23 protein-coding genes and 1 tRNA gene are annotated in these 26,704 nt (G+C 60.8%); 11 read left to right on the forward strand and 13 right to left on the reverse strand.

Annotation, left to right across the window (positions count from 1 at the left end; genetic code table 11):
- Nucleotides 1-71 precede the first annotated feature (71 nt).
- The 9 genes from ABF859_RS10665 to ABF859_RS10705 all read right to left on the reverse strand — a co-directional run bounded on the left by ABF859_RS10665 (nucleotide 72) and on the right by ABF859_RS10705 (nucleotide 9,521).
- The gene (locus tag ABF859_RS10665) at nucleotides 72-2,702 is read right to left on the reverse strand and encodes a glycosyltransferase family 2 protein (protein ID WP_415527764.1); all 2,631 of its coding nucleotides are present in this window, start codon (nucleotides 2,700-2,702) and stop codon (nucleotides 72-74) included.
- Between the two features lie 167 nt (nucleotides 2,703-2,869).
- A complete protein-coding gene (locus tag ABF859_RS10670; RefSeq protein ID WP_415527765.1) occupies nucleotides 2,870-4,522 on the reverse strand; it encodes an ArnT family glycosyltransferase in 1,653 nt (550 codons plus the stop codon).
- Nucleotides 4,523-4,595: 73 nt separating this feature from the next.
- Nucleotides 4,596-5,363, reverse strand: a complete 768-nt coding sequence (locus tag ABF859_RS10675) for a glycosyltransferase family 2 protein (RefSeq protein ID WP_415527766.1) — start codon at nucleotides 5,361-5,363, stop codon at nucleotides 4,596-4,598.
- A gap of 4 nt (nucleotides 5,364-5,367) precedes the next feature.
- The gene (locus tag ABF859_RS10680) at nucleotides 5,368-5,868 is read right to left on the reverse strand and encodes an ATP synthase subunit B (protein WP_062500263.1); all 501 of its coding nucleotides are present in this window, start codon (nucleotides 5,866-5,868) and stop codon (nucleotides 5,368-5,370) included.
- An 11-nt stretch (nucleotides 5,869-5,879) separates the two neighbouring features.
- Nucleotides 5,880-6,440, reverse strand: a complete 561-nt coding sequence (locus tag ABF859_RS10685; RefSeq protein WP_415527767.1) for a hypothetical protein — start codon at nucleotides 6,438-6,440, stop codon at nucleotides 5,880-5,882.
- A gap of 8 nt (nucleotides 6,441-6,448) precedes the next feature.
- A complete protein-coding gene (locus tag ABF859_RS10690; RefSeq protein WP_024717170.1) occupies nucleotides 6,449-6,676 on the reverse strand; it encodes an ATP synthase subunit C family protein in 228 nt (75 codons plus the stop codon).
- A gap of 82 nt (nucleotides 6,677-6,758) precedes the next feature.
- On the reverse strand, nucleotides 6,759-7,508 hold the full coding sequence (locus ABF859_RS10695) for a F0F1 ATP synthase subunit A (RefSeq protein ID WP_415527803.1): 750 nt from the start codon (nucleotides 7,506-7,508) through the stop codon (nucleotides 6,759-6,761).
- Entirely contained in the window at nucleotides 7,486-7,854 is a 369-nt protein-coding gene (locus ABF859_RS10700) for an AtpZ/AtpI family protein (RefSeq protein ID WP_215747184.1), read from the reverse strand. The genes ABF859_RS10695 and ABF859_RS10700 overlap by 23 nt, the downstream gene beginning before the upstream one ends.
- 143 nt (nucleotides 7,855-7,997) lie before the next feature.
- Entirely contained in the window at nucleotides 7,998-9,521 is a 1,524-nt protein-coding gene (locus ABF859_RS10705) for a vitamin B12-dependent ribonucleotide reductase (RefSeq protein ID WP_415527768.1), read from the reverse strand.
- A gap of 197 nt (nucleotides 9,522-9,718) precedes the next feature.
- Here ABF859_RS10705 and mlaD point away from each other — a divergent pair, with 197 nt between their 5' ends.
- The 6 genes from mlaD to ABF859_RS10735 are packed head-to-tail and all read left to right on the forward strand — an operon-like array spanning nucleotide 9,719 to nucleotide 13,783.
- Nucleotides 9,719-10,243 carry an outer membrane lipid asymmetry maintenance protein MlaD gene (gene mlaD, locus ABF859_RS10710; protein ID WP_415527769.1) on the forward strand — a complete coding sequence of 175 codons (525 nt, stop codon included), beginning with the start codon at nucleotides 9,719-9,721 and terminating at the stop codon, nucleotides 10,241-10,243.
- A gap of 3 nt (nucleotides 10,244-10,246) precedes the next feature.
- The gene (locus ABF859_RS10715; RefSeq protein ID WP_415527770.1) at nucleotides 10,247-10,489 is read left to right on the forward strand and encodes a hypothetical protein; all 243 of its coding nucleotides are present in this window, start codon (nucleotides 10,247-10,249) and stop codon (nucleotides 10,487-10,489) included.
- Nucleotides 10,489-11,175: a DUF2155 domain-containing protein gene (locus ABF859_RS10720; RefSeq protein WP_415527804.1), complete on the forward strand. Its 687-nt coding sequence runs from the start codon at nucleotides 10,489-10,491 to the stop codon at nucleotides 11,173-11,175. Before ABF859_RS10715 ends, ABF859_RS10720 begins: the two co-directional genes overlap by 1 nt.
- A gap of 48 nt (nucleotides 11,176-11,223) precedes the next feature.
- Nucleotides 11,224-11,946 (forward strand): trehalose-phosphatase, encoded by a 723-nt coding sequence (gene otsB, locus ABF859_RS10725; RefSeq protein WP_415527771.1) that lies wholly within the window; start codon nucleotides 11,224-11,226, stop codon nucleotides 11,944-11,946.
- Nucleotides 11,934-13,277, forward strand: a complete 1,344-nt coding sequence (locus tag ABF859_RS10730) for an alpha,alpha-trehalose-phosphate synthase (UDP-forming) (protein WP_415527772.1) — start codon at nucleotides 11,934-11,936, stop codon at nucleotides 13,275-13,277. Before otsB ends, ABF859_RS10730 begins: the two co-directional genes overlap by 13 nt.
- Nucleotides 13,268-13,783: a disulfide bond formation protein B gene (locus ABF859_RS10735; protein ID WP_415527773.1), complete on the forward strand. Its 516-nt coding sequence runs from the start codon at nucleotides 13,268-13,270 to the stop codon at nucleotides 13,781-13,783. Before ABF859_RS10730 ends, ABF859_RS10735 begins: the two co-directional genes overlap by 10 nt.
- Nucleotides 13,784-13,792: 9 nt before the next feature.
- On the opposite strand, the gene ABF859_RS10740 is transcribed toward ABF859_RS10735, so the two are convergent.
- Nucleotides 13,793-13,969, reverse strand: a complete 177-nt coding sequence (locus ABF859_RS10740) for a DUF1328 domain-containing protein (protein ID WP_024717175.1) — start codon at nucleotides 13,967-13,969, stop codon at nucleotides 13,793-13,795.
- 198 nt (nucleotides 13,970-14,167) lie between these two features.
- On the opposite strand from ABF859_RS10740, the gene ABF859_RS10745 reads away from it, so the two are divergent.
- Nucleotides 14,168-16,201 (forward strand): NAD(+) synthase, encoded by a 2,034-nt coding sequence (locus ABF859_RS10745; RefSeq protein WP_415527774.1) that lies wholly within the window; start codon nucleotides 14,168-14,170, stop codon nucleotides 16,199-16,201.
- Between the two features lie 93 nt (nucleotides 16,202-16,294).
- A complete protein-coding gene (locus tag ABF859_RS10750; protein WP_415527775.1) occupies nucleotides 16,295-17,686 on the forward strand; it encodes an NAD-dependent succinate-semialdehyde dehydrogenase in 1,392 nt (463 codons plus the stop codon).
- Nucleotides 17,687-17,799: 113 nt separating this feature from the next.
- On the opposite strand, the gene ABF859_RS10755 is transcribed toward ABF859_RS10750, so the two are convergent.
- A complete protein-coding gene (locus ABF859_RS10755) occupies nucleotides 17,800-20,541 on the reverse strand; it encodes a glycosyltransferase (RefSeq protein WP_415527776.1) in 2,742 nt (913 codons plus the stop codon).
- Between the two features lie 875 nt (nucleotides 20,542-21,416).
- On the opposite strand from ABF859_RS10755, the gene ABF859_RS10760 reads away from it, so the two are divergent.
- Nucleotides 21,417-22,436, forward strand: coding sequence for a calcium-binding protein (locus ABF859_RS10760; RefSeq protein ID WP_415527777.1), 1,020 nt, complete (start codon nucleotides 21,417-21,419; stop codon nucleotides 22,434-22,436).
- Between the two features lie 113 nt (nucleotides 22,437-22,549).
- Nucleotides 22,550-25,228 (forward strand): glycosyltransferase, encoded by a 2,679-nt coding sequence (locus tag ABF859_RS10765; protein WP_415527778.1) that lies wholly within the window; start codon nucleotides 22,550-22,552, stop codon nucleotides 25,226-25,228.
- Here ABF859_RS10765 and ABF859_RS10770 read toward each other — a convergent pair.
- On the reverse strand, nucleotides 25,225-26,115 hold the full coding sequence (locus ABF859_RS10770) for a rhamnan synthesis F family protein (protein ID WP_415527779.1): 891 nt from the start codon (nucleotides 26,113-26,115) through the stop codon (nucleotides 25,225-25,227). The genes ABF859_RS10765 and ABF859_RS10770 overlap by 4 nt on opposite strands.
- A gap of 179 nt (nucleotides 26,116-26,294) precedes the next feature.
- Between ABF859_RS10770 and ABF859_RS10775 the strand changes: the two genes are divergently transcribed.
- A complete protein-coding gene (locus ABF859_RS10775) occupies nucleotides 26,295-26,564 on the forward strand; it encodes an HU family DNA-binding protein (protein WP_415527780.1) in 270 nt (89 codons plus the stop codon).
- Nucleotides 26,565-26,569: 5 nt separating this feature from the next.
- On the opposite strand, the gene ABF859_RS10780 is transcribed toward ABF859_RS10775, so the two are convergent.
- Nucleotides 26,570-26,644: transfer RNA gene (locus ABF859_RS10780), tRNA-Gln, on the reverse strand.
- Between the last annotated feature and the right edge of the window lie 60 nt (nucleotides 26,645-26,704).

Below are 26,704 nucleotides of genomic sequence, written 5' to 3' on the forward strand. Positions count from 1 at the left end.
CGATTGTCGGAACATGACCGCTGTGTGATGCGGTCATGTCCGTGCTTGATGAAGCGAAACCGGTGCTGAGATTAATCAGCCTTGTTTGATCGGCGCGCGGCAGAGGCTTTTTTCGACCGTGGTTTGGCCGGTGTGGTCTTGGCCGTACGCTTTTCGGGTGTTTTTTTAGGCTCGATGGTCAATGTCGGGATGGGCCAGAGAGGACGGATTTTCTTTCTGGTGGCGGGAAGCGGCGGATATCGCGTCTCGTCCACACCCGGGATCGTCAGGTCAAAAAAGACCTGACGATCAAGCGTGAAATGGGGATTGTAGAACGGGTCCGTGCGGAGGGTGTTGCCCCATTTTTCAATCATGAACTGCGTTTCGTGAAAGAAGCGGCGTTCCGTTGACGGACGGTCGTCGCTGCCACGGCTGAGGCTTTCGTGGTGTTCGGCGCAGAAATCAGGTGTCCATACAACCTTATACCCTGCATCCCTGACCTTGAGGCACAGATCAATGTCGTTGAAGGCGACTTTCAGATGCTCTTCGTCAAAGCCGCCAACCAGTTCGAAAGCCGGACGGCGGATCAGCATCCCGGCGGCTGTCACGGCTGAAATTTCCTGAGGGAAATAGGCCCGGCCTGCGTAACCGCCTTCTTCACGCGGAATGCCGACATGGGCATGGCCGGCAACATCGCCGACCCCGAGCAGTACGCCGGCATGCTGGACCGTCTGGTTGGGGTAGACGAATTTTCCGCCAACAATGGCCACGAGCGGATCTGCCAGGGCTTCGTTGACAAGAATTTCGAGCCAGTTTTCCTGTTCGACGAAAACGTCATTGTTCAGGAACAGAAGGAAATCGGATGTCTCGTCTTTCGCCGCGAGATTGTTGATGCGGGAATAGTTGAACGGTTCCTTGACGGTCAGGATCTCGACATTGGGAATTTTTTCGACTTTTTTGGCGAAGGTCGCAGCTTCTTTGGTGATGGACCAGTTGTTGACCAGAATGACCTTGTAATTCGGGTAACGGGTATATTTCTGAATCGCGTCCAAGCAGCGGGCCGTCGTCGCGATTTCGTCCTTGTAGGGGATGATAATCGTGACTGATGGGGACTGATTGAACTCCCAGTCCACCGTGTAAAGGGTCATTCCCAGTTGGGAATCGACTTTTGCCGGCAGATTGCGACGGACGAGATGATCGCTGACAGCCTTGATCCCGGCATCAATGGCATAGCGTTTGTTGCCAATGTCAGAGGCTGTTGAATTTTCCGTGATGCGCCAGTGATACAGGATTTCGGGGACGTGATGGATCTTGTCTGCCGGAATGTGTTCAGAGGCGCGGAGAAGGAAATCATGATCCTGCGCGCCATCGTATTCCTTGTTCAGCCCGCCCACGGTCTGCAACGCGGAATGGCGGATCATCACGAAGTGACAGACATAGTTTACGCCAAGAAGAAGCCTGTAGTTCCAGTCAGTCTTGAAAGCAGGTTCCCTGTAGTAACCGCTGGCGTCAATCTTGTCTTCGTCGGAATAGATGAGGTCGGCGTGGCTTCTTGTGGCCTCTCTCAGCATGTATTCGACAGCGACGTCCGCGAGCAGGTCATCATGGTCGAAGAATGCGATCCATTCGCCCTGAGCCGCTGCCAGACCTGCGTTTGTGGCAATGCTGATGCCGCCGTTCTCTTTCTGGAAAATCGGTTTGATGCGGGCGTCAGCTTTGGCGAAGTCCTCGATGACGGCGCGCAGTTCGGGATTTTTGCTGCAGTCATCGACCAGAATGAGTTCCCAGTTCTGCCATGTCTGAGCCATGACGCTCTCAACAGCCGCCCGGAAATCCGTAAGATTGGGGTTCCAGACGGGGCAGACAATGCTGACCAGCGGGTTGCCTGTGATGGTGGCGTCATCCCGGGTGCGGTCAACATATTTGCGCAGAACCGGAAAATAGGCCGTGGCCCATGAATGATAGTCTGCAATCGTGAAGCCGGGTTGGGGAAGGATTTCCCGAACCTGACGGCGCAGACGGGTCAGTTCCACATGCAGGGCATCAATCTTGTCGATGACATCAATAATCAGTGATTCATGGGCATCAGTGACGAAACTGGTCAGGCAGGGGCTGTTTGTGACCTCGATCATGTCAGGCAGAACGTAGAAACGGAACTCCTGCTGATAGGGCTTGCGGTACAGTTCGGGCGGTGAAAACTGAAAGCCGCAATAGGGGTCGCAGGACAGGGCCTTTCCGACATCGCCCCGATATCTGTTGGCTTCAACCTGAGCAATTTTCTGGCCGTCGCAGGTTACGAGAAGCTGCTGGTTCCCTTTCCAGCCTTCGACGTCATTCCCACAGATAACCCAGCCGCTCAGCACACCCTGCTTCAGGCCGTCCACGAAGGAGCGCGTCTCTACCGGAAGTTTTCCGGAGAAGGCGATATGCTCCAGCTTCTGGTTCTGTGAATAGATTTCAATCTGTTTGAGACGGTTTTTGAAGGTAATATTATGGATTTCGCCGTCGAGCAGATTATGTGGGAGAAGAATATGGAAGCCTGTATTTTTTGATTTAATGCCGGCTTCGTGAACATCTTCACGCAGGTCTGTACAATGAAACTGGAGGAATTCCTGTCCGTCTGCCAGAGCATGCAGGAAGACAGGCTGGGAGGGGTTTTCAGTATCGGTGGCCCACCCCCGTATGCCATTAACGGAAAATTCATCAATCTGGCATACTATCATTTGTCTTCTCCCGCTGGACCATCAATATTTTAAATCAGGTAGAGTATTTGAAGCATAGGATAAAAACAGATTTGTTCAAAGGCACTCTTCTTGAGGTCGGGATCGGCGGAATGGCTCACAAGAGAAGGATTTTCGTTTTGTGGCGCTCCTGAACGTGATGGACAGAGTTAGCGCGGCGCAAAAAGTCCAAGATCGAGATGGTGACCGTTTGAATAATTAAGACCCTGAATGCGGTCGTATTCCACGACATCCAGGCCATATTCGAGAAGCTTTCTCGTGAAAACGGCTTCGTCCTTGCGGTCGATCAGGGCCAGGCTGCATTGGGGATGCTCATGCAGATATCCGGCGGCGGCAGCCGGACCAAGAAGCTGCGTATTGGGACCGACGAGAAAGACAAGGCTCGGCTCGGAATAGGATGACGATATCAAAACACTGTCATCGCAGGGACGGACGTCTTCGAAGAGGTCGGCAATCCGGGGACTGAGACGGATGGTCTGCAGGTTGGGGATGACACTCAGGAAGAGGCCGGCGTGAGCAATCACGGCTGCTCCCATGGCACAGAAGGCAGCCTGCCGACGCTGATATTTCAGCATCATCAGGATGGCGCCGAGCATCAGGGGCAGGGCGCCTCCAAGTGCGATCATGGCGGAGAGGGAGAAGCTGTGCTCAAGTCTGTAGAGCGCGATACTTCCGGCGAGACAGAATGTGATGCCGATGACCGCCCATAAGACACCATAGATTCCGAGAAGGGCTTTTCCCCACCGAGGAGCCGTGGTTGCGGGCCATGCCATGAGGCTTGCTGCGGCGAGGATGGCGATCGCGGGATAGGTCGGCAGGACATAGTGAGGGAGTTTGGTGGCGATCAGTTCGAACACCAGCCAGTGGGGAATGATCCAGCTGAGCAGGAAGCGGACCTGCGGGAGCTTGCGGTTTTTCCAGATGGCAGGAATGGCGAGGGCGGCGAACAGTGAGCCGGGCCAGAAGGCCAGTCCGAAAACCAGAAGGTGAAAACCGGGAGGAAGGCCGTGAGCTTCCTGACCATGGGCCACCTTGCCAAGGAAGTTGCGTCCGACCGCGCGGGCGAAGAAGTCGCCTCCGCTGATGATTTCGATGGCCACGCACCAGGGAACAACCACGGCAATCATGAGGAGCCAGCCCCAGCGCGGGCGCAGGCGCGACCACCATGAGCGGTCTTTTTCCAGAAACCACAGAGCCAGGGGGGTGCCGAAGCCGGGAATGAGAACGATCGGACCCTTGAGCATGAGACCAACGCCGAGGGCGAGCCAATAGGCGACTGCGACCCGGAGAGGGGTGGGGCGGTTTTTCTGCCGATCGGTAAAAGCGCACAGAAGGGCGGCTTCGATGCACAGGATGTCGAGCAGCAGAACGGTGTCGATGGTCGCCATGTGACTTTCGGCGACGAACAGGGTCGAGACCATCAGCAGCCCTGCCGCCATCAGTCCTGTCGCCCCGCCGAAGAGGCTTGCCCCGATCCAGGCTGTGAGGGGCACGATAACTGTTGCGGCAAGGAGGCTTGGAATCCGGTAGGGCCAGGTCTTGCGCAGGACCGAGGGGCCGAAGATTTTTTCGGCAGCGGCGGTCGAGGCAGCTTCCAGCCAGTAGATGCCGGCCGGTTGCAGATAGCGGGGCTTGTCCTGAAAGCGGACGTCGATGAAGTTGTGGGAGAGAAGCATCTGTTCGGATGCTTCCATGTAGCGGGGTTCGTCCCGATCGAGCGGTGGGAGCGTCATGCGGCCGGGGAGTGCGAGCAGAAAGGCCAGCAGCCCGAGGAGAGCATAGTGCCGGAGGTTCAGGGTCATGGGGACTCTCCGCGCCGTTCTGTCAGGCCGGACATGCGGCAGGATCCCGGAAAGTCCGGGTCCGGTGACGGCTTCAGTGTTCGGTCAGATGATCGGGCAGGTGCGTGCGGTTCTGGAGCCACATGACGCCCAGAAGGTCACGGATTCCCACGAGGGCCCGGTTGAGATTCGTATATTTCGAGCTGCCGTGAAGACGGGCGCGATGCTGGACCTCGATGCAGACCAGCGGGGCGCCGTAATGCCCCAGCAGGGCGGGCAGAAAGCGGTGAACGCCTTCGAACTGCGGAATCTTCAGGAACAGGTCGCGGGGGAACAGCTTCAGAGGAGCGCCGGTATCGGGGCAGCCGTCATTCAGAAGACGACGGCGCAGGCCATTGGCGAAGCGTGTTGCGATCCGGCGGGAGAGACGGTCATTCCGCTTGCGCCGGACGCCGACGACAAGAGGGGCTGGTCCCTGAGCCGAGCGGGCATGATCCAGCATTTTTAGAATGGCGGAAGGGTCGTCCTGACCGTCACCGTCGATGGTGGCGACCCACTCGCCACATGCGGCGGTAATGCCTGTACGGAGAGCCGCGGATTTTCCGAGGCGCTTCGGATGGCTGATGATACGTAGGCCGGGCAGAAGGGTGCGGCGGGCCTCGAGGAGTTTGCCGACTGTGCCGTCCGTGCTTCCGTCATCGATGGCGAGGATTTCCGTTCCGGGAACGGCACTGAACGTGTCGGCCAGTTCCTGGCAGACGGGCAGGATGTTTTCCGCCTCGTTCAGAACGGCCATGACGACGGAGAGCCTTATTGGCTGTCCGTCGTCATGGGAGGAACCTTGCACCGTGGAGGTGGGCATCAGATCAGGCAGCGGAACGCCGAAGGGCTTCCGGCAGGCTGTCGATGCCTTTGTCGATCAGTGTTGCGGCGATGTCGGGGCTCTCCGTCAGACGGGTCGAAACGACATCGCGGGCTGCGGCAACGGCGATCTGGGCAGCGCGATCCTGGATTTCACGGATGGCCGAACGCTCGGCTGCGTGAATCCGATCCTGCGCCATCTTCTCGTAACGGGCTGCCGCGGCTTCGGCGTCCCTGCGGGCGCGTTCTGCCAGACCGGCGGCCTCGGCTTCAGAGCGTGCGAGCATGGCCTGTGTTTCGGCCAGGGTCTTCTCACGCTCGCGGGTGGCATCTTCCAGCATCTGCTCGGCTTCGCGACGCAGGCGGGCTGCTTCGTCGAGGTCGTGACGGACGCTGTCAGCGCGCGCATCCAGGTGGCCGGTAATGGCGACCCAGAGCTTGCGCCCGAAAATGACGAAGAACAGGACGAAGGCGAGGGCGGTCCAGAACCGGGGATCGTGGAACATCTTCGTCTCCTTCAGGCGCTGACGCGTTTGACGGCGCTGGCGACAGTCTGTTCGTCCTGCGTGCCGATCAGACGCGATACCAGATCCTGAGTGGTGCTGGTTGCGATCTCGGACAGGCTGGACAGGGCCTGTTCACGGGACTGGGTAATTCGGGTTTCGGCGTTTGCGATCTCGGCTTCGAGGCGCTTGGCCGTCTCCGCAGCGTGAGCTTCCGCACTGGCGCGGGCTTCGCTCTGGATCCGCTCCACATGGGCGCGGGCCTGCTCGGCTGCTTCATGACGGGCGCTGAGAAGTTCCGCGCTGGCACGGTCGGCTTCCGCCTTGGCCTTGCGGGCGACATCCAGATCGTTCTGGATCCGGGTCCGACGGTTGGTCAGCACCCGTTCGACACGCGGCAGGGCGAAGCGGCTCAGGGCAACGTAGAAGCCGCCGAAGATGACGGCTCCCCAGACGACCTGTCCGATCAGCAGCGGATCGTGGAAGTTCAGCTGTGGCATGCCCGCAGCCACGGCACGGCCCGGCACGGCCGCGAGCGGAGCGGCGAACAGGAAGAGGCGTGGCGTACGGTACATGTTCGACCTCAGGCGAACAGGATCAGGAAGGCGATCAGCAGGGCGAACAGCGCGACGGCTTCCGTCAGCGCGAAGCCCAGCATGCCGATGCCGAAGACATGCGGACGGGAAGCCGGGTTGCGGGCAACCGAGCTGATCAGCGTGGAGAAGATGTTGCCGAGACCCATGCCGACACCGGCGAGGGCGAAAACGGCAATACCGGCACCGAGGTCACGGGCGGCCTGGGCGATGCTGATGCCGAATTCGTGAGCGGCTTGAACGTCCATTGTCAGGTTCCTTGTTGGGTCGATTAAAGGGTTAGTGCGAAGCTGGTGTGGCTCAGTGAGCGACGGCCTCACGCAGATAGATGCAGGTGAGGATGGCGAACACATAGGCCTGCAGCACACCCACCAGCAGTTCGAGGGCCGTCAGCGCGACGTTGATCGCGATCGGGGCGACGGCCAGGACATGGCCGAATGCGCCCAGACCGGCGAGCATGATCGTGAAGCCGGCAAACACTTCCAGAAGCACGTGACCCGCCACCATGTTGGCGAAAAGTCGGATCGACAGGCTGACCGGACGCGAAAGGAAAGAGATGATCTCGATCGGCACCAGCAGCGGAGCAAGCCAGACAGGCGTTCCAGCGGGCAGGAAGTGCTTGAGGAAGCCGACACCCTGAAAACGGATGGAAGCAAGGATCGAGATGACGAACACCATGATGGCCAGACCGAAGGTCACGGCGATGTGGCTGGTGTACGTGAAGGAGAAAGGCAGCAGGCCGAGATAGTTTCCAGCCAGGATGAAGAAGAAGATCGCGAAGACGAACGGGAAGAACGTCGCGCCGTTTTCACCGATCGTGCTGACGGCGAGATCGTGGACGAAGTCGTAGCTGATCTCGGCGGCGGCCTGAAGGCGGCCCGGCACAACGGCGGCGGGGCGCATTCCGACATACAGGAAGATGAGAACGACGGCAGCGGCGATCAGCATGAACAGTGGCGACTGCGAGAACCGCAGGGCTTCTCCCAGATGTCCAAGAACCGGATGGAGCTCGAACTGTCCGAGCGCGTCAATCGTCGATCCGGCTGCCACGCTGGCTTCTCCCGTCATCTTTCGGTCCGGACACCATGTCCGAATCCTTCAAAACCCGCCAGACATTCAACATGCCGGCACCACATCCTGCCAGGGCGAAAACGGACAGGAACAGAGCCCTGTACCCGAACCAGTGACCCAGCGCGTAGCCAATGGCTACACCGACCGCGAGCCCCGCCACAAGGTCGGTTCCCACGCGGATCGCCAGTCCAAGGGATGACATGGAACTGTCATCATTGCCCTCGTCGGTTACGGCGAATTCCCCAGCATGGGGATCAAGCTTCTGACGCGCACGCCGGAGGCGTTCGTCGAAGTTTCCGTCGTCACCGGCAGGGGCGTGTCCCATGAGGTCTGATCCCTTACCCTGTACGCATCCTTCTTACCCGGTCATCCAACCGGATTCCTTCTCAGCGCAGGCGCTAGCTACCGGCGAGTCCGTTGACTGTCAATGTATTCTGCTCGCCGGAGCCATCGAAACCTGTTTCCGGCCTAGCTGACCAGCTTCAGGCGACGTCCGCGGTCCTTCCATTCCGGCATCTCGCCCGAGCCGCGTCCGAAGGGGAGCATGGGGGCAGGATCTTCCGAACTGGGTTCGATCCGGGGGGCATCGGGCATGTGCTCGCCCAGATAGGCTTCAGACAGGGTACGGAAGGCATAATCCAGCATGGAGGTCGCGTAAGCCGTGGACGGATCCCCCTCGACGGTGCCTGCGGGACCGAAGCGCGTATAGGCGAATCGTTCCACGAAGGCTTCCAGTGGCGCGCCGTATTGCAGGCCGATGCTGACGGCATGCCCGAGGCAGTCCATCAGGCCGCGGGCCATGGGGCTCTCCCGGGGCGGGGTGAGGCTGATTTCGCCAAGGGTGCCGTCTTCGAATTCGCTGGTCCGCATGAAGAGACTGTGACCGCCCACGGCGGCGCGCTGCGTGAAGCCGGTCTGACGCATGGGGAGCGGACGCCGAACGCCACGGGCCAGTCTGGCCTGAAGATCAGCCAGATCGGGTTCCGGCACAGCGGGCAGGAAGTCCACGACGTTCTTCAGAACTGCGTGCATGGCGGCCTGTGCTTCCGGGCGAACGGGCGGCAGCGGGGTTTCGCCGGCCAGCGCGAGCGCCAGTGCGGATTCGGGCGTCAGCCCACGGGACGCCAGCCGGGCCAGCGTGGAGGCGCGGAGATGGCCGTCCTCGCGCAGGGGCGAGAAAGCCGGGGCGAGGCCGCAGGTTTCGACGCCCAGCAATCCTTCGGTCGGGCCGGGGGAGGAAAATCCGGTTTCGATGGGGCAGAAATGCCGTCCTTCTTCCGCCGCGTACGCTGAGGCGGCAACCGTCCGCAGTTCAGGAAGGGGCGATTCCGGCAGCGACGGCGGGGACAGCTTCGTTCCGGCGCGGGCGACCGTGGTGGCTACGGCGGCCAGGGCACGGGCGGCATTGCGGGCATCGTCGCTGTCATAGTCGAGGCCGAGGCCCGCCAGGCAGGCATCGAGATCGGTCAGGAGAATGAGTCCTGCGGCTTCGTCTTCCGGTTTCGCGGGGAGATCGAACAGGGGCAGCTCACCTGTGCGTTCGATCCGGGTCGCGGCGTGAAGGCGGCGTAGGGCATCGCAGGCCAGACGGAGGCAGGCGACGAAATGTTCGGCCGCGAATCCGGTCTCCTGCACGAAGCTGGACAGGCGGATGGTGAAGCCGGGCGTCTCGTCCGGCTGGCACTGCCACAGTGCCGTGTTCGGTGCCATCTGCTGCATCAGCAGAAGATAGGACAGGCTCCGACCCGGCGACGGCGTGTTGGCTGGCGTGCCGGGAAGGGGCGGGCACGCGTCGATCGTGTCCACCCAGCGGGCTGCCTCCGCGGCAAGTCTGACCGGCCCACCGTTCAGGGTGATCCGGGCGAGGGCCTGTGCGGCCTCGTCGTCCCAGGCGGCAGGAAGGGTGACGGAGCGCAGAGCGCTGTCATCGGGGTCGGTCATGACCTGAAGCGTCCTCATGCGAACGCCGGTCCAGTGAAGGCGAGCTGTCATGGAATGAATCTACGCCCTGTGCCGGTGGGCCGGTAAGCCGGAAAAGGGCCTGTGGAAGGCCGCTAATGGCTGGGAACATGGGGATATGGGGGATAACATTTCTCCTGGCCCCGATCCGGACGATTTCTGCGGGAGGATTGGACGCGGGAAGCGGAGTCGGGTAGTGCAGGAAAGATGATTTTCACGAGGGTATCGTCATGAGCGCTGTCACGGTCCGCCATGACCGGCTGGAGCTTCTGGCCGGGTTCGCAGTCCTGGCCTGTCTTGCGGGTCTTCTGGTTGCGGCAATGGTCGGGCACCATCAGAGCGATGACGGGGGATACCCTGTCCATGCGTCCTTCAGCCAGATTGACGGCCTGACCGTTGGTTCGGATGTGCGGCTGGCGGGTATTACCGTGGGGCATGTGACCGGGACCGTGGTCGATCCCAAGAGCTTTCAGGCTCAGGTGACGTTTACGCTTACACCCGATGTGAAGCTGCCGACGGATTCTGCTGCGATCGTGACGTCCGACAGTCTTCTGGGCGGGAAGTATATCGCGCTGTCTCCCGGTGGGGCGGATTCGGTGGTGAAGGCCGGCGGTGTCATGACCGAGACCCAGGGGTCCATCAGTCTGGAGCAGCTTCTGAGCAAGTTCATTTTCTCCGTGACGGATTCGCTGCAGAAGAGCCAGAAGGCGGCTGCGGGAAAGCCGGCTGCGGGCAGTCTGTCGGATGAGCCCTGAGCGATGACGGCTCCGGGAGCACAGGCGTTTCTGTGGGTTGACCATGAGGGCAATCCCGTGTCCTGCACGGAAAAGGTGCAGATCCTGCGGGAAAACGATGCGGAACTGCGTCAGGCCCTGCAGGATGCGTTTGACGATGGTGTTCTCATGGGGGTTGCGCCGGACGCCATGCTGCGGACGTTTCAGGCCATGCTGTCCGATCTGAAAAGTCCGTTTCAGGGTGGGGCACAGGAGACATCATCATGATGAGGGCACGTTCAGGCATAAATCTGCTGTGTGGTGCTGTCGGGGTGTGTCTGCTGGCCGGTTTTCCGGTCGCACGGGCTGCGACGGGCGTGGCGCCTCCTGCGATGTATCCGGCCACGACCTGGCAGGGACAGTCCCAGGCTGTGGTGCGTGTGCTGGACCGGCTTGATGCCCATCTGGAACTGCTGACGATCCCGGTCGGCGGCAGTGCGAGCTATCACGGGCTTTCGGTAGGTGTTGAAGCCTGTGTCAGTCGGCCGCAGACGCTGGCGGCGGATGCCGGGGCCCTGCTGCATCTGAAGGACAGCAGCGATCCCGACCGGCCGCCTTTTGATGGCTGGATGCTGGCGCAGGAACCTTCCGTCGCAACTTATGGCAGCCCTTTGTACGATGTGCGCGTTGTCTCCTGTGCGGGAGCGCCGACGGCACCGCAGGCGGGCCCCCTGCCTGTGGTGAAGGCACCCGTACTCGCCAGTGCGGAGGTTCCGGTGGAAGAGGGCGGCGATGCTCCGGCATCTCGACCCGATTCTGCCTCAGGTGGTCCCGTACCGCTTGCTCCGGACAGTCATAATCCCATTCCGCTCGCGCCGCCCAGCGGTGCGGCTCCCTCCCTTGCTCCGGCAGCACCCGTGCCGCCTGCGGGACAGCCCCTGCCTCTTCCCGAGGCCGACCCCGGTCTCGAATAGGGTGGGACGGGGCGGAATGACCCAGAAACAGGAAGAAATGACAGCTTCATGATTCAGGTTCCCTTTCCCCCGTCCCGGGCAGCCCTGCTGCTTGATTTTGACGGAACGCTCGTCGACATCGCTCCCACGCCCGAAAGTGTCCGCGTGCCGGACGGACTGACGGCTGACCTGCTGCGTCTGCGGGACATGCTCGATGGTGCGCTTGCGATCATCACGGGGCGTCCCATTGCCCAGATTGACCATTTCCTGCCGGGTATTCCCTATGCCGTGGCAGGGGAGCACGGCGTGGTCGTGCGTCCGGCCCCCGGTCAGGCATTGCGCGAGCGGGAGTTGCCCCTGGTGCCGGGGGCCTGGGTGAATGCGGCGGAAAAAATTGCGGCAGATCACCCCGGCGCCAGTGTTGAACACAAAAAAGCTGGAATGGTGCTGCATTATCGCCGTGCTCCCGAAGCGGAATCCGCTTTCCGGGAGCTGACGTCGGTCTGGCCGGTGGAAAGTCAGGGATTTCATCTTCAGGATGCGCAGATGGCCGTTGAACTCCGGCCTCTGGGGATCGACAAGGGCAAGGCGCTGCAGGAACTGATGGCAGAGCCGCCTTTCGAGGGACGACTTCCGCTTTTTGCCGGTGATGACGTCACGGACCGGGACGGGGTGAGGGCTGCGCGCCAGATGGGGGGCGCAGGCTGGCTCATCCCCGATGATTTTCCAGATGCGGCCACGTTCCGACGCTGGCTGCATGATCTGTCGGAGGGACGCGGATGGGGCGCCTGATCATTGTTTCCAACCGGACGCCTGCCCCGGGAGAGCGTACGCAGCCTGCGGGTGGGCTGACGGTTGGGCTGTACGATGCGGTACAGACCCAGGAGACCGTGTGGTTCGGATGGTCGGGGCATCAGCATGCGGACGCGGCGGAGCGGCCCGTCCAGCGCGAGCAGGTCGGGAACGTCAATTACGTGACGTTCGATCTGACGCAGAGTCAGTATGACCGCTTCTACCTGAACTTTTCCAACGGTGTCCTTTGGCCCCTGTGCCATTACCGGACCAATCTGATCCGCTACACGCGTGAAGACTGTGACGCCTATTATGCGGCGAATCAGGTTTTTGCGGACCGGTTGGTCGGGCTTCTGGAGCCGGATGATACGATCTGGATCCACGACTATCATCTGTTTCCGCTGGGTCAGATGCTTCGGGAGCGCGGTGTTACGGGACGGATCGGGTTTTTCCTGCATATTCCGTTTCCACCGTGGAGTGTGGCGCGTCTTCTTCCGCGGCTCGACATGCTGCTGACCGGGCTGGCGGCCTGTGATCTGATCGGGGTCCAGACCCCCGAAGACGCGGCCAATCTCAGGGGATGTTTTGAGGTGTATGGCCTCAAGGCGGCTGTTGAGGCTGTGCCGATTGGTATTGATCCGGTCAGTTTCCGCCAGCAGGCCATCGAGAGCGCGGCCTCTGACGAAGTGACGAAGATCGTCGATACGCTTGAGGGGACGCGCCTGATCATCGGTGTGGACCGGCTGGATTATTCCAAGGGCCTGCCGGAGCGGATGAAGGGCTTTGAGGCACTTCTGAAGAACTATCCCGAGCATCGGGGGCAGGTCACGTTCCTTCAGGTCACGCCCGTTTCGCGTGGCGGGGTGGAGAGCTATCGCCTGCTCAAGGAAGAACTGGACGGGCTGGTCGGGACGATCAACGGCGCCTATGGCACGCCGGACTGGGTGCCGATCCGTTATACGACCTGGCCGATCGGGCGCCATATTCTCGCCGGGCTCTACCGGATGGCGGATGTGGGATTTGTTACACCGCTGCGCGATGGCATGAATCTGGTCGCCAAGGAGTTCATTGCCGCCCAGGACGCAGATGATCCCGGCGTGCTGGTGCTGTCCCGCTTTGCGGGGGCGGCTCCTGAAATGCCGGAGGCGCTTCTGATCAATCCGCTGGATGCAGAAGGCATGGCCGATGCGCTGCATATTGGTCTGACGATGGACGTCGAGGCCCGTCATGCGGCATGGTCGGCGATGTATGACGAGGTTTCCCGCAACACGGCGGGAAGCTGGTCCAAGCAGTTTCTTGATAGCCTGGAGGCAATCCATCCGTGCCACTGAACAGAACGCGCCGCCCTGTTTCAACAACTGCGCTGGGCGGTCTGTATGTTCTGGCGGCGCTTCTGGCGCTTGGGGTGGTGTGGTTTGCTGAACACTGGCTGAAACTTGCACCCTGTGAGCTGTGCCTGTGGGAGCGGCGTCCGTGGTGGGTGCTGATCGGGATCGGGATCGTCACGGTCCTGCTGCCGAAGCGCTATGCCCGGTACGGGGTTTTCCTTGGTCTTCTGTGCCTGATGACCAGTATCGGGCTCGCGGTCCTGCATGCGGGTGTGGAGCACAAGTTCTGGCCCAGCCCGGCGCCCGAGTGTCGGGCTCCGGTCTTTCACGGGGGAAGCTTCAAAGACTGGATGTCGGCGATGCCCGCACGGCCGAACAAGCCGTGTGATTCGCCGGATTACCTGTTTGGTCTGCCCGTCTCCATGACGGAACTGGGCGGTCTGTATGCGGTCGTGGTGTTCTTGGTGGCTCTGGTCGGGAGCTTCCGCATGGGCCGCTCCCGACGCTGAGAGGCCGGATCAGAGGCGCGTGCCGCGTCCGCGTCCGAAGACGAGGCTGATGATCAGCAGCACCAGGAAGATGAAGAAAAGGATCTTGCCGATATAGGCAAAGTCCGCAGAAATCCCGCCAAAGCCCAGCACTGCGGCGCAAAGGGCGAGGATAAGGAAGGCAATGGTCCAGCGAAGCAGGTCCATGGGAATGTCTCCTTTGTCAGGGTCGCCCTCCGGAGAGAGGCGGGGTGTGAAAAGGCTGAACGGCAGCGGGAGGAGCAGGTTCATTTTCGCAACGTCCGATTTGCTGGATGATGCATTTGTGGAGCGCCGGTTTCCGGTCTTCCGCATCGATGGTCTATGAAAAACATGATGACCCGCCTGCCTGCCCGGAGGACCGCCATGACCCTGTTCCGCTCCCTGTATCATCAGGGGTTTGCCCGGATCGCAGCCTGTACCCTGCCGGTGACTATTGCTGAGCCGCTGACGAATGGTGAGCGGGTGCTGGGGGTTCTGCGTGCGTGCGACCGGCAGGGTGTGGCGGCCGTGGTTTTTCCGGAGCTCGGGCTGACGGGTTACACGCTGGACGATCTGCGGTTTCAGGATGTGGTGCTCGACGGGGCGCTTGAGGCGCTTCGGCAGGTTGCTGCGGGGACGCGGGATCTGCTGTCCGTGGCGGTGGTAGGGTTGCCGCTGGTGCGTGGGGATCTGCTCTATAACTGTGCGGCAGTCGTGCATCGTGGGCGCGTGCTGGGTGTTGTGCCGAAATCGCACCTGCCGCGCTATCGGGAGTTTTACGAGCCCCGGCATTTCACGTCCGGGCTTCAGACATCCGGGACGATCCGGCTGTTTGGCGAGGATGTGCCGTTCGGAGCGGATCTGCTGTTTCAGGCGGAAGATCTGCGCGGGCTGACGCTGGGCGTGGAAATCTGTGAAGACCTGTGGGTGGCTTCTCCGCCGAGCGGGAAACTGGCGGAAGCCGGCGCGACGGTCATTCTCAACCCGTCGGCGTCTCCCGTGACGATCGGGCGGACGGATGACCGGGCCCTGCTGTGTCAGGCGCAGTCGATGCGGACGCTGACGGCCTATGCCTATGCGGCAGCGGGCGAAGGGGAGTCCACGACCGATCTGGCCTGGGACGGGCAGGTGTCGATCCATGAAGCCGGGCGCCTTCTGGCGCAGTCGGACCGTTTTCCGCAGGGCGAGCGTCTGGTGGTCGCGGACGTGGATCTGGATCTGCTGCGGCAGGAGCGGATGCGGACGGGCCAGTTCGGGCAGGCGGCCCAAGAGTTCCGGACGGTCGGGTTCACGCTTGCGCCGCCCATGATGGATCTGGGGCTGAAGCGGGAAATCGTGCGCTTCCCGTTCGTGCCGTCCGATGCGCGGACACTCGCGCGGGACTGCTATGAAGGCTGGACCATTCAGGTGAGCGCGCTGCGCCGGCGGTTGCAGGCGAGCGGGGCGCAGCGGGCCGTAATCGGGGTATCAGGCGGGCTGGACAGTACGCTGGCGCTGCTGGTGGCGGTGCGGGCGGCGGACGAGCTTGGCTGGCCGCGGACGCATGTTCTCGCCTACACGATGCCCGGTTTTGCGACGGGAAGCGAAAGTCGCTCCCTGGCGCATGCGCTGATGGCAGCGCTCGGCGTCGAGGTGAACGAACTGGATATTCGCCCGACGGCGCAGACGATGCTGGCGGGGATCGGCCATCCCTTTGCGGAAGGCCAGCCTGTTCATGACATCACCTTCGAGAATGTGCAGGCGGGGCTACGGACGGATTTCCTGTTCCGTATCGCCAATTACCGCAACGGGATCGTCATCGGGACGGGGGATCTGTCGGAACTGGCGCTGGGCTGGTGCACCTATGGTGTGGGGGACCAGATGTCCCACTATAACGTCAATGCCGGGATGCCGAAGACGCTGATCCAGCATGTCATCCGCTGGCTGGCCCGGGAAGGAAAGCTGGGCGAAGGAGTGGGCCCGGTTCTGGAGCGGATCGTCAGTGCGGAGATCACGCCGGAGCTGGTGCCTGATACGGGGCAGGGCGTTCAGAGTACCGAGCAGACGATCGGGCCGTATCCGCTTCAGGATTTCACACTTTATCATATCCTGCGTCACGGGTTCCCGCCGTCGCGGATCGCGTTCCTGGCAGAGGCCGCGTGGGGGGATGCCTCTCGCGGGGCATGGCCCGCGCATTATCCGCAGGACCGGAAAATTGCCTATGATCTGGCAGAAATCCGGCACTGGCTGGAGATCTTTCTGCGGCGCTTTTTCGGGACGAGTCAGTTCAAACGTTCGGCCATGCCCAATGGTCCGAAGCTGGTCTCGGGTGGTTCCCTTTCGCCGCGTGGGGACTGGCGCGCGCCGTCTGACAGCACGGCAAAAGCCTGGCTTGAGGAGCTGTGGGATAATCTCCCTGAAACGAACACAGATTTGTGAACTTTCGACGTACAGAAGTGTAAGGGGGTTTTGTCTGTCGGCATTCGTGCCAATATGTTGGAAACCCGTCATCATACAGGAACATGACCCGTCATGGCTTATGCTACGATCAACCCTTATACCGGTGAGACGCTCAAGACTTTCCCGGATGCGACCGACCAGGAAGTCCAGACCGCGCTGACCGAAGCCTATGATGCGTTCAAGAGCTGGCGTCACACGCCGTTCGCCGAGCGTGCGAAGATCATGACGGCAGCTGCCAACATCCTTCGCCGCGACATTGATAAGTACTCCAAGCTTCTGACGCTCGAAATGGGCAAGATCTACGCGGAAGCCAAGGCAGAGACGATCCTGTCCGCCGAGATCTTCGAATACTATGCCAAGCATGCTGAAGAGCTGCTGAAGGCCGAGAAGCTGCCGGTTGCCGACCCGAAGGAAGGCGAGGCTGTTCTGGTTCATCAGCCGCAGGGCATCGTATTTGCGATCGAGCCGTGGAACTTCCCGTTCTACCAGATCGCCCGCATCATCGCGCCGCAGCTTTCCGCCGGTAACACGGTTATCCTCAAGCACGCTTCCAACGTGCCGCAGTGCGCTGCCGCGTTCGATGACCTGATGAAGGAAGCCGGGCTGCCGAAGGGTGGATTCCGCAACCTGTATGCGGCCCGTCATCACACCGAGACGATCCTCAAGGACCCGCGTGTCTGTGGCGTGGCCCTGACGGGTTCCGAAGGAGCTGGCGCCATTGTCGCAGGAATTGCGGCGAAGGCCCTGAAGAAATCCACGATGGAGCTGGGTGGTTCCGACGCGTTCCTGGTTCTGGACGATGCGGATCTGGAAAAAACCGCGAAGTGGGCTGCGTTCGGACGTCACTGGAATGCTGGTCAGGTCTGCGTGTCCGCCAAGCGTCTGATCGTGGCGGATGCCGTGTATGACCGCTTCCTGGAGCTGTACAAGGCGGAAGTTCTTAAGCTGAAGGCTGGCGATCCGATGGATCCGTCCACCACGCTGGCGCCGCTGTCCTCGCAGAAGGCTGCGGACGATCTGAAGGCTCAGGTCGAGGAAGCCAAGAAGCATGGTGCGGTTGTCGAGGTGATCGGTCCGTCGGTGCCGGAGAAGGGTGCGTTCTTCCAGCCGCTGCTGATGACCAACCTGCATGAGAACAATGAAGCCCGTCTGTGGGAGTTCTTTGGTCCGGTCACGCAGCTCTATCGTGCCAAGGACGATGCGGATGCGATCCGTATTGCCAATGATTCGCCGTTCGGTCTGGGTGGTTCGGTCTTCACGAAGGACACCAAGCGCGGCGTGAAGGTTGCCGAGCAGATCTATACGGGCATGGTCTATATCAACCATCCGACGATGGTGAAGGCTGACCTGCCGTTCGGTGGCGTGGCCCGTTCGGGTTATGGTCGCGAACTGATTGGTCTGGGCATCAAGGAATTCGTCAATCACAAGCTGATTGACGTGGTGGACATCGACGCCCCGTTCTGATTGAGGCGTATCGGGCTCTGTGAAGGGCCCGGTTCGATCTGTCAGATCATGAAAAACCCGCTTCCGGATTTGTCCGGGAGCGGGTTTTTTTTATGGCGGATCTGGAAAGGGTTTCAGTTTTTCCGGGGCTTTGCCCGTTCGGCGCTGAGGCGGATCCAGGGGTGCCTTGCCTGAACGAACGCCACGACCCGCGCCTTGTGAGCGTCCTTTTCCGTCGAGGCATTGGTCATGGACGTTTCGTGCTGGCGGTAATCGGCCAGGATCTGCGGGACGTGATGGCCGGGAAGGCCGCGTTCCGCCAGCGAGCACCAGAGATCGAAGTCCTCCCAGCCCATTGCTTCACGTGAAACATAGTAGCCGCCCACCGCGGCCCAGGCCCATTTGGTGACCATGGCCATCGCGTCGATCCGGTTGCCGGAAACGAGGGAGAGCGGGTTGAACGGCAGGTCTCCCAGAAGCTCGGGGGTGCCGGGCTGGTGATGGGTGTCTGCCGTCATGTCCATCAGGACCGGACCGTTTTCGTTGAAGCAGGCGATGAGCGGGTAGGCGTAGGCCGTACCGTCGTCCATGGAGGCCAGAAGCGTCTCGCAGGCTTCGGGGCGCAACGTGTTGTCGGCGTCCAGTTGCATGACATGGACGGTCTCGGCCGCGTCCATTCCGATGTTGCGCGCGCCGCCCAGTCCGGCATTCGTGATGGACTGTCGCAGGATCAGCCGATTGAAGCGCTCGCAATGCCGTTCCATCCAGGTGCGGGCTAGGGCGAGTGACCCATCGGAGGAGCCATCGTCCACGACGATCAGATCCAGCAGGGGGAGGGTCTGTGCCGCGACGGATTCCAGGGCGTCCAGAAGATGCGCTGCGTAATTATAGGATGTGATGACGACCGTGACGGGCGCTTCACCAAGCGCGTCATGGTGAAAGAGAGTCCGGCTGGGCGGGATGACGGGCAGGGGGGCGGGAGCAAGACGGTCTCTGGCGAGACGTGTTTCCGTTGCGAGGGCGGCCGCTTCGTCTCCGGACATGGATGTCAGGGCGAGTTTCATGCGCCGGGCCTGTGCCTGTGGGCCGAAGGGCCAGAGGATGGAATGATAGGCATCCCGAGCCATCCGGATGCGTCGTTCCGGACTGTCGATCAGGGCAATCAGGGCGTCGTGCCATTCCGTTGGACTGTCTGCGAGGAGTCCGGTTTCTCCATGGTGGATGATGCGCCGGAACGGGCCGGTCGGAGAGGCGATCGTTGCAGCGCCGGAGAGGGCGGCCTCGAAGAACTTGATCTCACTTTTGGCTTCACAGAAGACGTTTCCGGTCTCCAGAGGGGCGATGGAGATGTCGAAGCGTGCGAACTCGTCCTGCAGTTCGTTCAGGGGGACCATGTCGCGCCACTCGATCTGGTCCTGCACGGGGATCAGGCTGGGAAATTCTTCCATGATCAGGATGGGGCGATGGGTATCCGGCTCCCGGAAAAGGACAAGCCGGGCTTCGGGCCGCTGATGCAGCACCTCGGCTACGCTGGGGCAGATGGGGGCGAAATCCCGCTGATGGGTCCGTGAACCGGTGGCGTAACCGATACGGACCAGACCGTCGCCTGTCTGGACGCGGCCCGGCTCGCCACGCATACGCAGCGCCATGCGGGCGCGTTGCAGGGACGCCATGTCATAGACGTTCGGGAGCAAGTGAACGACCGGGCACAGGCTGTGCATGGCAAAAACCAGCTCTGCCGTTGTGGTGGATCCCTGATCGCAGCGCAGGAACGTGCGGCGCATGTCGGTGAAGCAGCGTTCGATGCGGTCTTCCGTCGCACCGATCGAACGGATGCCGTCAATCAGGTCGACGCGGGCATAATGGGGCACGAAGACAATATCGTCTGCGTCAAAGACGGTAATGACGTTCTCTTCTTTGGCGAGCTCGAAGATTGTACTGACATGGCCGCTGTATTCGACCCGCCAGAACACCATGACATCTGCCCAGCGGATATCATCGTAGCCAACGGAGGCGCAGGGCTGGACCCTGGCTTCGAAGCCGGCATCCCGGGCGGCGGCGGCATTCCGGGAGCACCGGTAAAGAACGCCGGGCGTATCGGGTTCGCCGGCGACGAAAAGTACGCGACGTACTGAAAAGGGCGTCGTCGGTGCGGTAGGACTGTTTTCGGTCGGAGAGGTTTCCTGAACCGGGGGAGCGGAGGGGGGGGGCGTCGGACGGACCGAGCGCTTCAAGCGTCCAAGGGCCCGAAGCCAGAGAGGGCGCGGCGGGACAGGATCAGGACCGGCTTCGACAGGAAGCGGCGCAGCCTCCGGCTCCGGATTTCCCTGTCCCTGCGTCGGTGTCTGCGTCGGAAGATGTGTATTCCTGCTGGAGAGCATCCGGAGAGAGACGCGCAGGTCCTGGATGGTCTGGGTTTTTTCCAATGACGTCTGCTGCATGGCCTGTGTCTGGGAGATCAGGAAACGGGTTTTCCGATCTTGATCGAGAAGTAGCCGGATATTGCGGCGGTACCCGAGGCTTTCCGGCGTATCGGAGAGCAGGAAGTTCAGGAAGGGCGAATCCCCTGCGACAGTCAGAGCGTTTTCCGGAGTAAGCGCGAAAGAGCCTTCAGAAAGATGCGGTCCGAACTGGAGAACGGGGTGGGCTTGGGAGCATTCCGTTGTCTTATCGGAAACGTGAAGCAGCAGTGGAGGGAAGGTTTCATCGTTATGAGGCGGGTTGGAAACGATTCCGATGTCCAGAGCGGGGAGATGAATCTCCAGTGCTACGCGAAGAGCGTGACGGATCTGGGCGTGGTGGGGGGCTGAACAGGCGATCCGACCCGCAGAAAGACCTTTTTCCTCGGTCAGGATCATCGTCAGCCAGAGGATCAAGCGAATGTGATCCGAGAGATCCTGTCGATGGAGAAGAACCCGGGTCTCTGGCTTTTCCGAAGCCAGCAGCAGTGCCAGACATGCCAGATAATGGTCCGCCTTCAGGGCGGAGAATGAAGAGGGACTAGGAAAATTCACGGATGGGCCTGTCAGGATCGCTGTGTCTGTGAAGCGTGGTGTGTTTCAGGAAAGGGGCGGTTCAGTTGGATGCGGACTGAGCAATATTAGTGATCTTTGTTTCTGGTGAAATTAACATTGACGGAACTTTTGCGATATAAAAGGATTTGATTGAAGAGTTGGATTATCCGCTCTTTTCCGTTTCCATATAATGAAAACGGAGAACTCATAGTCGGTATGGCTTTTCGAATCCTCAAATGACGGACCATGATTCCTTGTATCGTGTGCGAAGTGGATTGCTTTTGCCAATCTCGCTCTGATATATGAAAGACTCGTCGCTCGATCATTTGGGTGGTCCGAGGGCCGCCGGTGCGAGGCAACCTTTTTAGGAGTGCACGGTAATTGCTATTACTACAGTAGTTGGCGCCTCCGGCCAGACCTTCGCGGTCACGGTCAATGGTGGGCAGACCCAACTGCTCGCACAGCAGTATCAGACTGCTGTTTCCACCCTCCACACCAGTGGTGGGCTTGATTCTTATGATCTGTCTCCCGGCAGCAACTCGGCACCGGGTTCCAACACCGGTCATGGCCTGATCAGTGCGGGCGGTCAGTACTCTCTGACGGATAGCACAACGCAGTATATTTCTGTCGGCAGCTATTCGGAGACGGGTCAAGACACGCTGAATTCTGCTGTCAGCCTGGATGTTTCCGGCAACACGGCCAAGAACATCAGCGTTCTTGCTGGTGACTGGGCTGGTGTGACCCTGACGGCTGGTAACCAGGATGGCCTCTTCATTGGCGGTGTTGGCGACAACACGTTCAAGGGTGGCAGCTCTACGGGGAACTGGTCCATTGCCACGGGTGACGGCAACGACACCATTACGGGCACGAACGGCAACGACACCGTCAGCGCTGGTCTTGGCAACAACAAGATTGAGCTGGGCAGCGGCACGAACGTCGTTCGTTCCGAAGGTCAGGACACGATCGACGGCACGACCGGCACCGACACGGTGACGCTGCTGGGCGGTAGCTCGGTGGTTACGCTGGGTGCGAACGCAACGGTTTACGACACTACGTCGCACAACACCGTTTCGGGCGGCAACAACACCCTGATCACGGGTGGCAGCTCCAGCACCTACTTCTCGACCGGCGCCATCAGCACCGTTTCGGGCGGTCTGAACGACACCATTTCGGCTTCTGCCGATATCTGGCAGGTTCGTGGTACGGCCAACTCGATCACCGCTTCGGGAGCTCTGACGTTCCTGAACGGTACGGGTGCAACGACCGTTTCCGCTGGTACGTCCACGCTGTTCGGTGCTTCGGGTCTGGATCTGCTGCTGGTCGGCGGTTCTGCAAGCTCCACCAACCTGTTCGTTGGTGGTGATGGTAACGAAACCGTTTCGGCTGCGTCTTCCAACGGCACGCTGCACGCTTTCGCTGGCAAGGGCAACGAAACCATCATTGGTGGTTCCGGTGCTGATACGCTGGTTGGCGGTTCGGGCTCGGCAACCCTTACGGGTGGTTCGGGCGCTGCAAACCTGTTCGCCCTGACCAAGGGTGCTGCAGGCGGTGACTACACGGTTACCGACTTCGGTAGTGCAGCTGGCAACCTGATGGCCCTGTATCAGTATGGCCTTCAGAACAACGACGGTCTGGCAAATGTTCTGTCGAACGCCACGGTTGCTGGTGGTAACACCACGATCGAGCTGTCCGATAACTCCAAGATCACGTTCGTTGGCATCAGCGATCTGAACGCTTCGAACTTCACCCTGAGCTAATGACGGCATCTGTCATCTGACAGACCTGCATTGTTCAGGAAGGCCGGATCCGAAAGGGTCCGGCCTTTCGTGTTTCTGACGCCATTTTTTCATTCTTGTGAAAGCCTGACAGAATGCGGGAAGACCCGCGTGAAAACCTGACTGAAAGTTATCGCAGTGCGGCCCGGCTGAACGGGTTGAGAGCCGAGCAGTTGCAGAAGGAAAACCAGCAGCTCCTGCGGCAGCTTTCTCTGATTCAGACATCGCTGTCCTGGCGTGTGACGGTTCCTTTGCGGGCTGTCCGGGCGCTGATGCTGGGCAAGCTGCTTTCCGGCCGTCCCGTGCGCGAACTGCCCGGACGTTTGCTGCGTCTGTGGGGGCGGGAGGGTCTTTCTGGGATCAGGAAAACCGTCATCCACCGTTTTCGTCGTCGGCAACGCTTACGGGGTGGGCCGCAGACTGTTGGGGCCGGTATGGAGGGCGTGGATCATCCCTACAGAGCCGCACCCGGCTGCGGGACTGACGCATTGCGGCCAAAGGTCCTGATTATTGCGGAACTCAGTCTGAGGCAGTGTGCCAAGTATCGCGTCTGGCAGAAGCGGGATTTCCTGGAGGCGCTGGGATGGCCGGTTCAGGTGGTGGACTGGCGGGATATTGCCGAAGCCATGTCCGCCCTGCAGCTTTGCACGTATGTCATTTTTTATCGGGTTCCCGGCTTCGAGGACGTGATGAAACTGGTGGGGGAGGCGCATCGGCTGGGACTCGCTCCCCGCTGGGAGGTGGATGACCTCATCTTCGATGAAGGCGAATATCGGCAGAACGGGAACATCGATACGCTTCCTGCTGCGGAGCGTGATCTCCTGCTGTCGGGCGTGGCGCTGTTTCGCCAATGTATGCTGGCCTGTGGCCGGGGAATTGCATCGACCCAGGCCCTCGCGGACTCCATGCGGGAAGCGGGGCTGACTGATGTGGCGGTGCTGGAGAATGCTCTGGACGCGGAGACACTCAGGATTGCGGCGTCTCTTCCGGTGCATGAGGGATCGGACCGCATCTGGGTCTCGTATGGATCGGGCACCAATACCCATGATGCCGATTTCAGGCAGGCCGAGGCGGGATTGCTGGCGGCAATGGCGGAAGAGCCGCGTCTTTGCCTAAGGGTGATCGGGCAGTTGCAGCTTTCTTCGGCGTTCAGCAGGTTTGAAAACCGGGTCGAGCGGCTGACGGAACTGTCCTACCCGGACTATCTGAAAGCTCTGTCGCAGACGGATATTGCAATTGCGCCTCTGGAAAGGACGCTGTTCAACGACTGCAAAAGCAATATCAAATTTCTTGAAGCGGCGGTGGTCCGGGTTGCTGCCATCTGTTCTCCGTGTGCGGCTTTCCTGACCGTGCTGCGCGACGGGGAGAACGGGCTTCTTGCCGCAGATGCCGAGGCATGGCGCAACGGTTTTCTGGCTCTGGCGCGGGATGAGGGCTACCGGCGCAGGCTGGCGGATGCGGCATATGGGGATGTGATGGCGCGCTATGCCCCTGAGGCGATGGCGCAGACCCAGGCGCGGGCCCTGTTCGGTATGCCGCCATGCCGGGAGACGCCGGACCTTAAAATCCTGATGGCAAATGTCTATTTTGCGCCGCGCTCGTTTGGGGGAGCGACGATTGTTGCGGAGGAGATGGGGTGTCGGCTGGTTCGGAAGGGCGCGCAGGTCAGTGTTCTGACGTCACGGCCCTCTGTGGCGGATCTCCCTGATGGCGATATCCGGTATGATGTGGAGGGCATGACGGTCTTTGCCTCTGTCCTGCCGGACGATCAGGGCAGGCTGGGGCAACTGGACAACCCGGCAATGGCCTCCCGGTTTTCGGATGTTCTGGAGGCGTGTCAGCCGGATGTGGTGCATGTCCATGCCGCACAGGGGCTGGGGACGGGTCTTCTGCGGGTCTGTCAGGAGCGTGGGATTCCTTATGTCCTGACGCTTCATGATGCCTGGTGGCTGTGCGAACGGCAGTTCATGGTCCGTGCCGATGGACGGTATTGCTTCCAGACGACCATCGATCTGGCGGTCTGTCAGGCCTGTGTGCCGGGAGCGCGGCATCTCGTGGACCGGGCTGTCGTGATGCGACAGGCTCTGGCGGGGGCGGCGCTTCTGATCAGTCCGTCACAGGCTCATCGCGCGTTGTATCTGGCCAACGGGATCGCACCCGAGCGGATCGTGGTCAATCGTAACGGGTTTCGCTGGCCCGAGCGTCCCCGTCGGGCGCGGATCGCGGGAGCGCCGCTGCGGTTTGGATTCGTCGGTGGGACGGAGGCCGTCAAGGGATATGGTCTGCTGAAAGAGGCCATGCAGTCCCTGTCGCGGAGTGACTGGGAGCTTGTGCTGGTGGATAACAAGCTCAATCTCGGGTTTCAGTCGATCTTCCCGGAAGACTGGTCCGTTCGCGGACGGCTGCGCATTGTGCCAGCCTATACGCAGTCCGGGCTGGACGATTTCTACGATCAGATCGATGTGCTGCTGTTTCCGTCGCAGTGGAAGGAAAGCTACGGGCTCACGGTGCGTGAGGCGCTGTCGCGGGATGTCTGGGTCGTCACGACGTCTCCGGGGGGGCAATCCGAAGATGTGGTGGACGGGGTGAACGGGACCTGCCTGCCTCTGGATGGGAAGTCCCAGACCTTGACTGCGGCGGTCTCTGCGCTTCTGGACGCGCCTGAGCGTTTCGAGAATTACGTCAATCCCTGTAAGGAACAGCTTGCGACATACGATATGCAGGCAGACGAGCTTTACGGATTCCTGAAGCAGGCTGCTGGAGGGCGCGTCTAGCGTCCGAGGAGAAGGGCCGTGAGGGCGTGACGGCGGTCTTCGCTGGCGAGGGCCTGCACCAGTCTGGCCCGCAGACCTGCGCGTTTCGAGCGGTTGCGAGGTGGTGTCGAGGCCAGATAAGCCGCGATCCAGTCTGGATTGAAGAATGCCGGATCGGGGATTTCCTGTCTCCACAGATGGGTGGAGGCGATCCCGCTCGGATTGTCGCGCAGGAGTTCGGTCTTGATGAAGGGGGCATTCCCCGACCGCAGGACCGTCCGCCAGTCCGTATGCATGGGGTTCAGGGCCAGAAGACGGGCGAGACCCCGGGCATTGCTCCAGGCCGCCCCGCTGGAGAGACCGGCGGCCTTGATGGCCAGCCCGAGACCCAGTTCGCCGTGAAGGACGATTTCGTCCTTGCTCATGTCATTGAAGGGCTGGTTGAAGATGCGCCGGATCGCCGGGTGGTCCAGAGCGTCCCGGGTCATGCACAGGAACCAGGATTGAAGATGGGACACGACGGCTTCCGAGCGGACCATGCCCCAGATCTGGAGTTTCCTCTCCCGCATCTGGTCCACGATCGGACGCAAGGGAAGAAGAGGGCCGAAAACGCTGTCATTGGCGAACAGGATTTCGGCAGCGTTCCTGTCGCATCCCAAAGACAGCAGGAACTGCCATGCTCCGAAGTCCAGTCCGGTATTGGGGCGCGGATGGACCGTTGCGGCAACAGGGAGAGTGCCGGTCACGAGATCATCTTGCAGCGCCTGGGCCGCTGTTTCTGAAAGACCGGAGGCAGCGATGTGGATCGTGAAGCCGCAGGACGCGATCTGGCTGAGCAGATGACGTGTGTGGGAGGGCAGTTTTGCGTCTGTGCTGTAATACGCAAACAGGCAGACAGAATCTGACACGGACCGTCCTGCTGGGGAAAGAAACGTTAAATTCATGATATATGGTTGTTTCTAAGGCGGTTCTATAAGAAAGATTATGACATTCTGAGAAAACGGATCATCCGCCCTTCAGTTCGCATTAGCGGCATTTCTGTACCGGCAAGATGCGACCTGCACTGAGTAAATCTGGAGTTTTATTCATGAGCAAAGCGTTTCTTGCCGCAGTCCTGCAGGATTCTATAAACTGCACGGGAGTTGTGGCCCAGCGTGCCGTCAATGACATGATCGAGGCCATTATCGAGGAGCTGCGGCAGGAAGGAGGCTTTACGCTTCCCTCCTTCGGGACGTTCACGGTCTGTGAAACCAGGGCGCGGCAGGCCGTCAATCCCCGGACTGGAGAGCCTGTCGAGGTTTCTGCCGGGCGCACCGTGAGATTCAAGGCCAGCCCGGGCCTGAAACAGGTTGTCTGAAGGAGTGGCTGGGGTGGGAGGATTCGAACCTCCGCATGGCGGAATCAAAATCCGCTGCCTTACCGCTTGGCTACACCCCAAGAGATGCGCCCCCTCGGGAGCGCATGCTTTCGGCCTTCTAGTCTGAACCGGAGGGCTTC

Origin of the sequence: Gluconobacter sp. (assembly GCF_047722525.1) — a bacterium.
Classification (GTDB): domain Bacteria; phylum Pseudomonadota; class Alphaproteobacteria; order Acetobacterales; family Acetobacteraceae; genus Gluconobacter.

Bases quoted from the DNA above. Each gene is read 5' to 3' on its own strand.
- ABF859_RS10665 (WP_415527764.1), bottom strand. From the start codon at position 2,702: ATGATAGTATGCCAGATTGATGAATTTTCCGTTAATGGCATACGGGGG.
- ABF859_RS10670 (WP_415527765.1), bottom strand. From the start codon at position 4,522: ATGACCCTGAACCTCCGGCACTATGCTCTCCTCGGGCTGCTGGCCTTT.
- ABF859_RS10675 (WP_415527766.1), bottom strand. From the start codon at position 5,363: ATGCCCACCTCCACGGTGCAAGGTTCCTCCCATGACGACGGACAGCCA.
- ABF859_RS10680 (WP_062500263.1), bottom strand. From the start codon at position 5,868: ATGTTCCACGATCCCCGGTTCTGGACCGCCCTCGCCTTCGTCCTGTTC.
- ABF859_RS10685 (WP_415527767.1), bottom strand. From the start codon at position 6,440: ATGTACCGTACGCCACGCCTCTTCCTGTTCGCCGCTCCGCTCGCGGCC.
- ABF859_RS10700 (WP_215747184.1), bottom strand. From the start codon at position 7,854: ATGGGACACGCCCCTGCCGGTGACGACGGAAACTTCGACGAACGCCTC.
- ABF859_RS10705 (WP_415527768.1), bottom strand. From the start codon at position 9,521: ATGACAGCTCGCCTTCACTGGACCGGCGTTCGCATGAGGACGCTTCAG.
- mlaD (WP_415527769.1), top strand. From the start codon at position 9,719: ATGAGCGCTGTCACGGTCCGCCATGACCGGCTGGAGCTTCTGGCCGGG.
- ABF859_RS10715 (WP_415527770.1), top strand. From the start codon at position 10,247: ATGACGGCTCCGGGAGCACAGGCGTTTCTGTGGGTTGACCATGAGGGC.
- ABF859_RS10720 (WP_415527804.1), top strand. From the start codon at position 10,489: ATGAGGGCACGTTCAGGCATAAATCTGCTGTGTGGTGCTGTCGGGGTG.
- otsB (WP_415527771.1), top strand. From the start codon at position 11,224: ATGATTCAGGTTCCCTTTCCCCCGTCCCGGGCAGCCCTGCTGCTTGAT.
- ABF859_RS10730 (WP_415527772.1), top strand. From the start codon at position 11,934: ATGGGGCGCCTGATCATTGTTTCCAACCGGACGCCTGCCCCGGGAGAG.
- ABF859_RS10740 (WP_024717175.1), bottom strand. From the start codon at position 13,969: ATGGACCTGCTTCGCTGGACCATTGCCTTCCTTATCCTCGCCCTTTGC.
- ABF859_RS10745 (WP_415527774.1), top strand. From the start codon at position 14,168: ATGACCCTGTTCCGCTCCCTGTATCATCAGGGGTTTGCCCGGATCGCA.
- ABF859_RS10750 (WP_415527775.1), top strand. From the start codon at position 16,295: ATGGCTTATGCTACGATCAACCCTTATACCGGTGAGACGCTCAAGACT.
- ABF859_RS10765 (WP_415527778.1), top strand. From the start codon at position 22,550: ATGCGGGAAGACCCGCGTGAAAACCTGACTGAAAGTTATCGCAGTGCG.
- ABF859_RS10775 (WP_415527780.1), top strand. From the start codon at position 26,295: ATGAGCAAAGCGTTTCTTGCCGCAGTCCTGCAGGATTCTATAAACTGC.